The organism is Acuticoccus sediminis, from assembly GCF_003258595.1.
Taxonomy (GTDB): domain Bacteria; phylum Pseudomonadota; class Alphaproteobacteria; order Rhizobiales; family Amorphaceae; genus Acuticoccus; species Acuticoccus sediminis.
On the sequence record NZ_QHHQ01000001.1, the window covers coordinates 1,827,819 to 1,839,423 of the forward strand.

Here is an 11,605-nt window from a genome sequence, read left to right on the forward strand (position 1 = left end):
CCCGCGCCGAAACCATGAGCGCCCACGCGAACAGAGGCCGGTCGTCAGTGCGCGTCGGCCCAGCTTGCGCCGGCGCGCGCATCGACGTCCAGCGGCACCGCGAGCTTCACCGCGGGCTCGGCGGCGCCCTTCATCACCGTGGATATGATCTTGATCGCCCTGTCGGCCTCGTCCTGCGGCGCCTCGAACAGGAGTTCGTCGTGCACCTGGAGAAGCATCCTGGTCGACAGACCGGCCCTGGCGAGCGCCGGCTCGATGCGCACCATCGCGCGGCGGATGATGTCGGCCGCCGACCCCTGGATCGGAGCGTTGATCGCGGCGCGTTCGTAGAACGCCCGCAGCGACGGGTTGGAGGTGTCGATCTCGGGGTAGTGGGCGCGGCGGCCGAAGAGCGTCTCGACGTAGCCGTTCTCGCGCACGGTCTTCTTCGTCGCCTCCATGTAGTCCCGGATGCCGGGGAAGCGCTCGAAGTACTTCTTGATGTAGGCCGACGCCTCGCCGTTCGGGATGCCGAGCTGGTTCGCGAGGCCGAACGCCGAGATCCCGTAGATGATGCCGAAGTTGATCGCCTTGGCGCGGCGGCGGACCATCGGGTCCATCCCCTCGACCGGCACGCCGAACATCTCGCTCGCGGTGATGGCGTGGATGTCCTGCCCCTCCGCGAACGCCTCGCGGAGCTGGGGAATGTCGGCGATGTGGGCGAGCACGCGCAGCTCGATCTGCCCGTAGTCGGCCGCGATCAGCGTCGTGCCCGGGGCGGCGACGAAGGCGGTGCGGATCTTGCGGCCTTCCTCGGTGCGGATCGGGATGTTCTGCAGGTTCGGCTCGGTCGACGACAGGCGCCCGGTGGTGGTGGACGCCATCATGAAGGTGGTGTGCACCCGGCCCGTCTCGGCGTTGATCTCGTCCTGCAGCGCGTCGGTGTAGGTGGACTTCAGCTTGGAGATCTGCCGCCACTCCAGCAGCTTGACCGGCAGCGGATGGCCCGCCGCGGCGAGATCCTCCAGCACCTGCGCGCCGGTCGACCACGCGCCGGTCTTGGTCTTCTTCCCGCCCGGCAGGCCGAGCTTCTCGAACAGGATCTCCGAAAGCTGCTTGGTGGAGCCGATGTTGAACTTCTCGCCGGCCAGCTCGTAGATCTCGTCCTCGATCCGCGCCAGCGTCTGCGCGAAGTCGCCGGACATGCGCGAGAGGATGTTGCGGTCGACGCGGACGCCGTTCTCCTCCATGCGGGCCAGCACCGGCACCAGCGGGCGCTCCAGCGTCTCGTAGACGCGGCTGACGCGCTGGGCGACGACGCGCTGGCGCAGCACCGGCCAGAGCCGCAGCGCCACGTCCGCCTCCTCGGCGGCGTGCCGGGTGGCGGCGTCGAGCGTGACCTCGCCGAAGGGGATCTTCTTCTGCCCCGTCCCCATCACGTCGCGGTCGTCGAGCGGGGTGTGGTTTAGGTAGCGCTTGGAGAGCCCCGCGTAGTCGTGCAGCCCGTTGCCGGAATCGGCCGTGTAGGAGAGGAGGCCGACGTCGTCGAGCGGCGTCACGTCGAGCCCGGCGCGGCGCAGCGCCAGGTAGTCGCGCTTCATCGCCGTGGAGACCTTGGCGATGCCGGGGTCGGAGAGGGGGCCCTTGAGGAGCGGCAGCGCTTCTTCCAGCGCCATCCCCTCCGGGGCCGAGATGAGGTCCACCGCCTGCCGCCCGAGCGCGAGGTAGCACGCCTTGTTGGGCCCAACGGCGATGGCGATGCCGGCGAGGGGGGAGCGCATGGCCGGCCCGTCGGCGAGGCGCACCGCGATCCCCATGTTGCCGGTGGCGCGCGCGGCCTCGAGCCACTCGCCGAGGCGCTCGGCGGTGGTGACGGTCTCGTACGCGTCGAGGTCCACCACCGCGCCGGAGAGGCTCCGCTCCAGGTGTGCGGCGAGGTCGGCGGGGCTGCCGGCCAACGCAATCTCGTCGGCGGCTTCCTCCGGGCCGCCCTGGGGCATGCCGATGTTGAGGTAGCGCGGGTCGGCGTCGACCTTGCCGTGGTCGACCCCGAAATCCTCCGCCGCGCGGCGGGTGAGGGTCCCGAAGTCCATCGCCTTGAAGAAGGAGACCAGCGGCTCGGGCGGCACGGGCTGCAGCGTCAGCGCCTCGAGGCCCTGCTCGAGCTCCACGTGGTCGTCGAGCCGGACCAGATTGCGCGACAGGCGCGCCTGGTCGGCAAACTCGATGAGGTTCTCTCGCCGCTTGTTCTGCTTGATGGTCTCGGCGCTGGCGAGCAGCGTGTCGAGGTCGCCGAATTCGGCGATGAGCTGGGCGGCGGTCTTCTTGCCGATGCCGGGGACGCCGGGGACGTTGTCGGTGGCGTCGCCGATGAGGGCCTGCACGTCGACCACCTTGTCGGGCGTCACGCCGAAATATTCGACCACCTCGTCGACGCCGATGCGCCGCTCCGGCCGCACGCCCATGCGGCCCTGGCCGGTGCGGCGGCCCTCGCCGGACGCGGGGTCGTACATGGAGACGCGCTCGTTCACGAGCTGCATCAGGTCCTTGTCCGCCGAGACGATGAGGACGTCGGCGCCGTTCTCGGCCGCCTCGCGGGCGTAGGTGGCGATGATGTCGTCCGCCTCGTAGCCGCCCTTCTCGATCGGGGTGAGGCCGAACGCCTCCACCGCGGCGCGCATCAGCGGGAACTGCGGGATCAGGTCGTCGGGCGGGGCGGAGCGGTTGGCCTTGTACTCGGGGTACATCTCGTTGCGGAACGAGGCTTCCGACTTGTCGAAGATGATGGCGAGGTGGGTCGGACGGATGTCCGCCGCGCCGTCCCGGATGAACTGGTAGAGCTTGTTGCAGAACAGGCGGACTGCGCCGGTGGGCAGGCCGTCGGCGCGGTAGTTGTACTTCCGGTCCTGGTTCATGGACTGGAAGTAGGCGCGGAACACGAACGAGGAGCCGTCCACCAGGAAGACGGTGTCACCGGGGCCGGGGGTCTTGAGTTCGCTCATTGCCGTATTCCTCCAGCGGGCGCGGTCTCGCCCGCTCCATCCCGGCGCGAGGCCGGGCGGGCGGACATTGGGGCGCCTTGCCGCCTCGATCAAGCGCCCGGGCGCCTCCGTCCCGAGCTTGCCGACGTCGCGCGGCGGTCCAGGCGGCGGCCCACGCTCCTAAAGAGGGGCGCTCTCGCCGTTCGCCCCGGCACTGTGGTCGGTGAGGCAGAGGGAGTGGTCGCCCAGCGTCTCGATGATGCGGCACTCGGCGATCGGCCCGGCGCTGCAGTCGTCGATCATGCGGGAGAGCTCGGCGCGCAGCGACACGAGGCGGGCGATGCGCCGGTCCACCGCGTCGAGCTGGCGGCGGGCGATGGCGTCGGCGCGGTCGCAGGGCGTGTCCGGCTGGTCCGCCAGCGCCAGCAGCTCACGGATCGCGTCGAGCGGAAAGCCCAGCTCGCGCGCGTGGCGGATGAAGTTGAGGCGCCGCCGGGCGGCTTCGTCGTAGCGGCGCTGGTTGCCGCTGGTGCGCTCGCCCTCGGGCAGGATGCCGATCTGCTCGTAATAGCGCACGGTCTGGACCTTGATGCCGGCCTCCCGCGCCAGGTCGCCGATCGAATACAGGCCTTTCATGCCGTCCACCCCTTGAACCTACAGCGACTGTAGAGAGTAGGTTTGGCAGGTCCAGATTTCAAAGGGGGTCCCCATGAGTGGGCATTGCTGCGGCCATGACGTCAAATTCGACGGGATGTCCGCCGGATTCCGCCGCGCGCTTTGGGCCGTGATCGCCATCAACGGAGTGATGTTCGGGGTCGAGTTCGTCGCCGGTCAGATGGCCGGTTCCCAGGCGCTCAAGGCCGACGCGCTCGACTTCGCGGCCGACACGGCGACCTACGCGATCAGCCTCGCGGTCATCGGCCGGTCGCTGAAGACCCGTGCCACGGCCGCGCTCGCCAAGGGCGTCAGTCTGTCGCTGATGGGGCTGTGGGTTATGGGGACGACCCTTTACCAGGTGCTCGTGCGCGGCGTGCCCGAGGCCGAGGTGATGGGCTTCATCGGCGCGCTGGCCCTCGCGGCCAACCTCGCCAGCGTCGTCCTTCTGATGGGCTACCGGGACGGCGACGCCAACGTGCGCTCGGTGTGGTTGTGCTCGCGCAACGACGCGATCGGCAACGTTGCGGTGATGGTGGCCGCGCTCGGCGTCTTCGGAACCGGGACGGCGTGGCCGGATCTCATCGTCGCGGGAGTGATGTCGACGCTCTTCCTTTCGTCGGCGTTCCTGATCCTGCGGCAGGGAATTGCCGAGTATCGGCGCGGCGAAGCGGGCGATCACGAGCCGCACGACCATGGTCATGCGCATGCACATGACCATGGGACGCAAACCATCTCCTTTAACCAAGCGCCTTGATTCGGGGGATTTGATTCGCGAAGGGTTCGTTAGCCCTGGTCGGCGACACTGTCGTCGACCGCCCACAGTTATGAGTACGCCGTCATGAAGGACGTCAAGCCGCGAGGCGCGCCTGCATCGGGACGGAGCAAGACCGCGAAATCACGCGTCGCCCCTCGCTTCGGCGAGGACGACGCGGCGGCCGGCCGTTCCCAGCAGTCAAGCGACCCGTTCGCCGGTGCGCCCCGACGCGCCTCCGCCTCCGACCCGGAGCGCAGCGCCGGGAGCGCCAAGCGCGCCGCGTCCGGGACCGAGCGGGCGGCGGAAAGCCGCCGCGCCGCCGCCTCACGCTCCACTCCCATCGACGTGGAGTGGGAGGAGGACGTCTACGAGACGGCGTCGCCCGCCGCGAGCCGCGGCAAGTCCGCCAGCGCCAAGGCGAAGGCGAGCGGCACGGCATCGGCCGCCGGCAAGACGACCGCCGGCAAGACGGCGGCGACGAAGGCGGCGACCGCGAAGACCGCGTCCGGCAAGCGGCCGGCGGGAGACAAGCCCGCCTCGTCGCGCCCGGCCGAAGCGCCGCCCGCCTCCGCGAAGACGAAATCGTCCGGCACGAAGTCGGTGAGGGCCAAGGCGATGCCCGCGCGCGGCCGGGCGGAGGCGGACGAGGCCGACGCGCCGAAGAAGGCCGCGGCACGCCGGCGCAGCGAACCGAAGCGGCGCACCCGGGGCGATCGCCCCCGCCGACGCCGGTTCAGTCTGCTGCGCTTCGCCTTCCGCATGACGTTCACTCTGGCGATCCTGGGCGTCATCGGCGTCGGTGCGATCGTCGCCTACTACGCGGCGACGCTTCCGCCGGTGGCCGAGTGGTCCGTCCCCGATCGCCCGCCCAACGTCGCGATCCTCGCCGAGGACGGCCAGCTCATCGCCAACCGTGGCGACACCGGCGGCCGCGCGGTGAAGCTCGAGGACCTGCCGAAGTACGTGCCCCAGGCGGTCGTCGCGATCGAGGACCGGCGCTACTACAGCCACCCCGGCATCGATCCCATCGGCCTGACGCGCGCGATGGCGACGAACCTCACGTCCGGCCGGCTGGAACAGGGCGGGTCGACGCTGACCCAGCAGCTCGCCAAGAACATGTTCCTGACGCCCTCGCGCACCATCGAGCGCAAGATCCAGGAGATGCTCTTCGCGGTGTGGCTGGAGATGAAGTACTCCAAGGACGAGATCCTCGGCATGTACCTCAACCGCGTCTACCTCGGCGCGGGCGCCACCGGCATCGACGGCGCGGCGCACCGCTACTTCGACAAGCCCGCCGAGGAGCTGACCCTGTCGGAGGCTGCGATGATCGCGGGCCTCCTCAAGGCGCCGACCTACTACGCGCCGACGAACGACCTCGAACGCTCGCGCACCCGCGCCGGCCTGGTCCTCGACGCGATGCACGACGTCGGCTTCATCAACGACACCGACTACGAGTACGCCAAGGCGCACCCGGCCTCGGTGGCCAAGCCCAAGGTCGCCACCTCCGGCGGCTACGTCGCCGACTGGGTGGCCGAGGTGCTGCCGGACTTCGCCGGATCGGTGAGCCAGGACATCGTGGTCGAGACCACGGTGAACCTCGAGCTTCAGGAGCTGGCGCAGAGCGCGCTCCAGGGCATCCTCGACAAGGACGGCGCGGCCAAGGGCGTCAGCCAGGGCGCAGTCGTCATGCTCGACGGGTCCGGCGCGGTGAAGGCTCTGGTGGGCGGCCGCAAGTACGGCGACAGCCAGTACAACCGCGCCGTCTCGGCCAAGCGTCAGCCGGGCTCCTCGTTCAAGCCGTTCGTCTATCTGGCCGCGCTCGAGCATGGGCTGACACCCAATTCGATGCGGATCGACCAGCCGACGCGCATCGGCAACTGGGAACCGCAGAACTATAGCCGCAAGTACCGCGGCCCGGTCTCGCTGCAGACGGCGCTCGCCCACTCGATCAACACCGTTGCCGCGCAGCTCGCCGCCGAGGTGGGCCCGAAGACGGTGGTGTCGGTGGCACACCGCATGGGCATCGAGTCGCCGCTGGAGCCGAACGCCTCCATCGCGCTCGGCACCTCCGAGGTCACGCTGCTGGAGCTGACGACCGCCTTCGTCCCGTTCTCCAACGGCGGCATCGGCGTCATCCCGCACGTGGTCCGGCGCATCCGGACCGCCGACGGCCAGCTCCTCTACGAGCGGCGCGGCGGCGGGCCGGGGCAGGTGGTGGACCTGCGCAATGTCGGCATGATGAACCAGATGCTGCACGCGGTGGTCGCCAACGGCACGGGCCACAATTCGCAGATCGACGGCTGGCAGACCGCGGGCAAGACCGGCACGAGCCAGGATTGGCGCGACGCGTGGTTCGTCGGCTACTCGGCATTCTTCACCGCCGGCGTCTGGTTCGGCAACGACGACAACTCGCCCACCAAGCGGGCGACCGGCGGCTCGCTCCCGGCCGAGCTCTGGAAGACGCTGATGAACAAGGTGCAGGAGGGCATGGTGCCGGCCGACCTGCCGGGCATGGACCAGGTGCCGCAGGTCGTCGAGACCGCGCCGGAGAACTACGAGGTGCAGTACGGCCAGCCCGTCGCCAACGCGCCGCAGCAGTTCGAGCCGAACAGCGCCGCCCGTGGCGGTCCGAGCGACTGGATCCCGCCCGATCAGGGACGGCAGAACCGCGGTGGCGGCTTCCTCAGCCGCCTCTTCGGCGGATGACGGAGCCCGTCGCTTGAGCGGAGAGGACGCCGCCACGGCGCCGCTCGACATCGCGGCGCTCACGCCGATGGACGTCGAGCCGGACGCAGCCGGCGAGATGCCGGCACTGGTCGGCGAGATCGTCGCCCTCTGGGAGGCGTGCCGGCTGACCCGCCCATGGAACGACCCCGTCGCCGATCTGCGCCTCGCGGCGCGTGGACCGGACTCGACCGTGCTGCTCGGGCGCATCGCCGGGCGGCTGGCGGCGAGCGTGATGGTAGGCCACGACGGCCACCGGGGCTCGGTCTACTACGTCGCCGTGGCCCCGCACGCGCAGGGTGGCGGCGCCGGCAGGGCGATGATGGCGGCGGCCGAGGAGTGGCTCAAGGCGCGGAACGTGCCGAAGCTGAACCTCATGGTGCGCCGCGAGAACGTGGCCGTGAAGGAATTCTACGCCGCGCTCGGCTATGGAGAGGAGGACGTGATGGTCCTCTCCAAGCGCTTCTGATTTCAGGTCCCTCGCCGGGTCCTTCCAGCGGCGCTCCGGAGCGGCGTCTACGCCCACTCCGGCCCATCCCCGGTATCTCGGCGCTGAAATACGCCTATGCGGCCCTGAGAGCCGCCAGTACGGCGTCGAGCAGGGTCGGGTCGCCGACGGCCACCACCTGACCGGCGAAGCCGTGCGGCAGCGTCGGTCCGATGCGCTGGCCCGACCAGTCCACCAATGCGCCGCCCGCCGCCTCGATGATCGGGACGAACGGGGCGATGTCGACCGGCTTCAGCCCCGCCTCCACCACGACGTCGATCTGCCCGGCGGCCAGCATGGCGTAGGCGTAGCAGTCCGTGCCGTAGCGCACGAGGCGGCAGCGCGTGGCGACCTGCTGGAACGCGGCGTAGTCCTGCGGCTCGAAATGCTGCGGCCCGGTGCTCGCCAGCACCGCCTCCGCCAGGTCGGCGCAGGGCCGCGTGCGCAGCGGCTGCGTCTCGCCGTTGTGGGTGAGCGTGGCGCCTTCGGCCCCGCCGACGAAGCGCTCGCCAACGTAGGGCTGGCACATCATGCCGAGCGTCGGCCCGCTCTCGTCCGCCAGCGCGATCAGGACCCCCCAGGTGGGCAGGCCCGACATGAAGCCACGCGTGCCGTCGATCGGGTCGAGGATCCATGTCCTGCCGCTGGTGCCGGCGACGGCGTCGTACTCCTCGCCGAAGATCGCGTCGTCCGGCCTTTCGGCGGCGAGGAGCTCCCGCATGGCGAGCTCGGCGTTCCTGTCGGCGATGGTGACGGGGTCGAACCCGGTCTCGGCCTTGTTCACGACTCCGGGCAGTTTCCGGAAATGAGGCAAAATCGCGTCGCTGGCAGCGTCGGCGAGGCGGTCCAACAGGTCGAGGTCGCGGTTTTTATTCATCGCATGGGAGCCATGCATAAATGAAACGGTGCTGAGACATTTTTAGCAGGAATTTCCAGACCCCTTCTAACTAGCTGATTTTGCGAGTGTTTTTTGTCGATCGGTTGGTTCGCGTGCGGCGTATATAAAGCGCATGCCAAATCGCTGGGCATTTTTTTGGGGTGTCTACCATTTGCGCATCTTGACGATTGTGCGCCGCGGCTGCATTTGTTGCAGCGCGGGACGACGTTGTCGTCTCGCTGCCCTCCTTGGGCGTTTCCTCCCTAGACTTACGGCCGCTCCTCGGAGCGGCCTTTTTTTTTGTCCGGAGGATGGGCCCGCCCCGGAAGGCCGGGGCGCGGACAGGCGGGAGCCGATCCGGCTCCCCGCAGTGGGGCACGTCATGACGGCGCTCCGCCGGTCGCGACCGCCGCCTACTCGGCCGCCTGCTGCCAGTCGACGCCGGCGTCGTGGGCGACGAACCAGTCGATGAGCCGCCCCGCCGTCGACATCAGCGCCAGCCGCAGCCCGTCGAAGCCCGCGTTCCGCTCGAACGTCGACTCGTTCATATAGAGCGCGCGGTTGATCTCGATCTGGATGGCGTGGATCGCAGGGGGGTGGCCGTAGCGCTCCGTGATGTAGCCGCCGGCGTAGGGGCGGTTGCGACCCACGGTCAGCCCCTGGTCGCGCAGGAGGCGTGCGAACTCCTCCGACAGCATTCCCGAGCAGCTTGTGCCGTAGCGGTCGCCCAGGACCACGTCGACGCGGCTGGAGTCGCCCATGTCGTGACGGATGGCGCCGGACGGCATCGAGTGGCAGTCGACGAGGACGGCGGCGCCGAAGATCTGGACGCGGGCGGTGAGCTGCTCGGCGAGGGCCTGATGATAGGGGTGGTAGAAGCGGACCAGGCGGTCTTCCGCCTCCGCGGCGGGCAGGCGCGAGGCGTAGATATCCTGCCCCTCGCCGACGATGCGGGCGATCACGCCGAGACCGCTGGCGACGCGGGGGCTGTCGGGCTGCGTCGGCAGAGGAGGGGGCGCGTCGAACATCGACGGGTCGATTTCGCTGGCGTCACGGTTTAGGTCGAGGAAGACGCGGGGGAAGCGGGCCCGCAGCAGCGGTGCGCCGAGGGACGGCACCCCGTCGAACAGCTCGTCGACGAACGTGTCCTCGGATCGTCGCAGGGTCAGCCGGTCCAGCCGGGCGCGGGACAGCAGCGACTTCGGATACACCGTGCCGCTGTGCGGGGCGCTGAACACGAACGGCACCGGCGGGGCGGTCGGCTCGATGAGGTCGAACGTCGTCCCTTCCGAAAAGTCGTCGACGATCACCATCCTCACACCCCTCCGCCCGCTGTCGATCGAGCGTCATACCACGACCTGCGCCCCTGTCAGATCGAATCGATTCGCTCGAGCGTAGTAAGTAACTCCTAAGCGAGACGTTTGACCGCGACTTAAACCGCTCGGAGTCACAGTCGCCGCGTCATTGTAACGAGGGACGCGGCCCATCCGGGCTGCGGCGACAGACCGTGCGAATTCTGCTGGCCGAAGACGATGAGGATATGCGCCGCTTCCTCGAGCGCGCACTCGAGCGGGCGGGCTACGACGTCGTCGCCGTCGATGACGGCGAGACCGCTTACGAACGACTTCAGGAAGAGCCGTTTTCTCTTCTGCTGACCGACATCGTGATGCCCAACATGAACGGCGTCGAGCTCGCGCGACGCGCGACGCGCCTCGATCCGGACCTCGCGGTGATGTTCATCACCGGCTTCGCGGCCGTGGCTCTCGACGGCGAACACCGCACACCTCGCGGCGCCAAGGTGCTTTCCAAGCCCTTCCACCTGCGTGAGCTGGTCCGCGAAGTGGGCCGCATGCTGGAATATGCCTGAAGCGGGAAAAACGCTCTTGCCCCCCGCCGGGAGTGCCGCTATACGGGGCTCTCGCTGACGGCAGGGCGGTTAGCTCAGCGGGAGAGCACTACGTTGACATCGTAGGGGTCACTGGTTCGATCCCAGTACCGCCCACCACCTCCGATCCCCAGGTCGACCTTCAAGAGACATCGCCGGACGAGACGCACAGGGGCCTTCCCCTCGCTGATCACGGCTGTCCTGTGCGGCGTTCCACCGCAGCCTGTTCGGTGCCCGGCGCCCTCGCGTTTACCCTCCGGACATCCGCCGTCGACCGCGCCGATCGGCGGCTGCCGCAGCGTGCGGGCAGGGCGAAACGCGAAAATTGTCTCGAACAGCGCAGCGCGCCTTAACCAAATTCCGAAAACCGCCCTAAACGGATGCCGGCGTAAACCGGGTCCATGCAAAACCGCCTGACCTTTCCGCTGATCCTCTTCGGTCTGTTGGCGCTTGCCGGCTGCGGCAGCGCGCCGCCGTCGTCCATCAACGACGTCTGCGCGGTATTCTCGCAGCGCGACGGGTTCTTCACCGACTGGTACAAGGACGCCCAGCGCACCGAACGGCGCTACGGGATCCCCGTCCATGTGCTGATGGCGACGATGCGCGTCGAATCCGGGTTCGACGGCGACGCCAGACCGCCCCGCAAGAAGTTCCTCGGCGTCGTGCCGTGGAAGCGCCAGTCGACCGCCTACGGCTACAGCCAGGCGCTCAACGGCACCTGGGACCAGTACCGCCGCGAGACCGGCAAGTCCCTCGCCCGCCGGACCAACTTCAGTGACTCGGTCGATTTCGTCGGCTGGTACTATTCCAAGACGGTCGAGAAGTACGGCGTGCCGCGCGACGACGCCTACTCGCTCTACCTCAGCTACCGTTCCGGCTGGTCCGGCTTCGGCCGCGGCGTCTGGCAGAACGACAACGGCGCCAAGAAGAGCGCCACCCGCACCGCGAACTTCGCCATGAACTACCGCTCCCAGCTTCGCGGCTGCTACTGACCGAAGCCGGCCCCGGACGGGCCGGCGAGCCCTCGCGCGAACTGCGCCAGCCGGCGTGTGGTCGAATTGCGCCAGCCGGCGCGTTGGCGGATTGCGCCGTTCGGCGCGTTGACGTGTGGCGTCGGCCGGCGCGTTGACAGCCCGCTCGCCCGGCGTTCACAAATTCCCGGGCGGGAACGCCGTGTCCCTCCCGCGGGACCGTTGGGGCGAGGTGCAGGAAATGACGCTCGGCGTGTTGGGCGATACCGGCCGTTCGGCGGGCGGCGCCT

General features: G+C 69.1%; 9 protein-coding genes and 1 tRNA gene. 6 read left to right on the forward strand and 4 right to left on the reverse strand.

Annotated features, from left to right (window positions below):
• Positions 1-44 precede the first annotated feature (44 nt).
• Positions 45-2,981, reverse strand: coding sequence for a DNA polymerase I (gene polA, locus DLJ53_RS08030; RefSeq protein WP_111343815.1), 2,937 nt, complete (start codon positions 2,979-2,981; stop codon positions 45-47).
• Between the two features lie 159 nt (positions 2,982-3,140).
• On the reverse strand, positions 3,141-3,587 hold the full coding sequence (locus tag DLJ53_RS08035) for a MerR family transcriptional regulator (RefSeq protein ID WP_111344205.1): 447 nt from the start codon (positions 3,585-3,587) through the stop codon (positions 3,141-3,143).
• A gap of 82 nt (positions 3,588-3,669) precedes the next feature.
• Here DLJ53_RS08035 and DLJ53_RS08040 point away from each other — a divergent pair, with 82 nt between their 5' ends.
• The 3 genes from DLJ53_RS08040 (at position 3,670) to DLJ53_RS08050 (ending at position 7,564) form a co-directional block, all read left to right on the forward strand.
• Positions 3,670-4,371, forward strand: a complete 702-nt coding sequence (locus tag DLJ53_RS08040; RefSeq protein WP_111343816.1) for a cation efflux transmembrane domain-containing protein — start codon at positions 3,670-3,672, stop codon at positions 4,369-4,371.
• 84 nt (positions 4,372-4,455) lie between these two features.
• Positions 4,456-7,077: a transglycosylase domain-containing protein gene (locus DLJ53_RS08045; RefSeq protein ID WP_202913026.1), complete on the forward strand. Its 2,622-nt coding sequence runs from the start codon at positions 4,456-4,458 to the stop codon at positions 7,075-7,077.
• Between the two features lie 67 nt (positions 7,078-7,144).
• On the forward strand, positions 7,145-7,564 hold the full coding sequence (locus DLJ53_RS08050; RefSeq protein WP_111344209.1) for a GNAT family acetyltransferase: 420 nt from the start codon (positions 7,145-7,147) through the stop codon (positions 7,562-7,564).
• A gap of 94 nt (positions 7,565-7,658) precedes the next feature.
• On the opposite strand, the gene DLJ53_RS08055 is transcribed toward DLJ53_RS08050, so the two are convergent.
• A complete protein-coding gene (locus DLJ53_RS08055) occupies positions 7,659-8,459 on the reverse strand; it encodes an inositol monophosphatase family protein (RefSeq protein ID WP_211100550.1) in 801 nt (266 codons plus the stop codon).
• Positions 8,460-8,872: 413 nt separating this feature from the next.
• Complete coding sequence (locus DLJ53_RS08060; RefSeq protein WP_111343819.1) at positions 8,873-9,772, reverse strand: N-formylglutamate amidohydrolase; 900 nt, start codon at positions 9,770-9,772, stop codon at positions 8,873-8,875.
• A 194-nt stretch (positions 9,773-9,966) separates the two neighbouring features.
• Between DLJ53_RS08060 and cpdR the strand changes: the two genes are divergently transcribed.
• From cpdR to DLJ53_RS08075, 3 genes are all read left to right on the forward strand, one after another.
• On the forward strand, positions 9,967-10,326 hold the full coding sequence (gene cpdR, locus DLJ53_RS08065) for a cell cycle two-component system response regulator CpdR (RefSeq protein ID WP_111343821.1): 360 nt from the start codon (positions 9,967-9,969) through the stop codon (positions 10,324-10,326).
• Between the two features lie 63 nt (positions 10,327-10,389).
• Positions 10,390-10,464, forward strand: a tRNA-Val gene (locus tag DLJ53_RS08070).
• A 281-nt stretch (positions 10,465-10,745) separates the two neighbouring features.
• Positions 10,746-11,336: a transglycosylase SLT domain-containing protein gene (locus tag DLJ53_RS08075; RefSeq protein WP_111343823.1), complete on the forward strand. Its 591-nt coding sequence runs from the start codon at positions 10,746-10,748 to the stop codon at positions 11,334-11,336.
• Positions 11,337-11,605: the final 269 nt, after the last annotated feature.

Bases quoted from the DNA above. Each gene is read 5' to 3' on its own strand.
- DLJ53_RS08075 (WP_111343823.1), top strand. From the start codon at position 10,746: ATGCAAAACCGCCTGACCTTTCCGCTGATCCTCTTCGGTCTGTTGGCG.
- DLJ53_RS08050 (WP_111344209.1), top strand. From the start codon at position 7,145: ATGGACGTCGAGCCGGACGCAGCCGGCGAGATGCCGGCACTGGTCGGC.
- DLJ53_RS08060 (WP_111343819.1), bottom strand. From the start codon at position 9,772: ATGGTGATCGTCGACGACTTTTCGGAAGGGACGACGTTCGACCTCATC.
- DLJ53_RS08040 (WP_111343816.1), top strand. From the start codon at position 3,670: ATGAGTGGGCATTGCTGCGGCCATGACGTCAAATTCGACGGGATGTCC.
- polA (WP_111343815.1), bottom strand. From the start codon at position 2,981: ATGAGCGAACTCAAGACCCCCGGCCCCGGTGACACCGTCTTCCTGGTG.
- DLJ53_RS08045 (WP_202913026.1), top strand. From the start codon at position 4,456: ATGAAGGACGTCAAGCCGCGAGGCGCGCCTGCATCGGGACGGAGCAAG.
- DLJ53_RS08055 (WP_211100550.1), bottom strand. From the start codon at position 8,459: ATGAATAAAAACCGCGACCTCGACCTGTTGGACCGCCTCGCCGACGCT.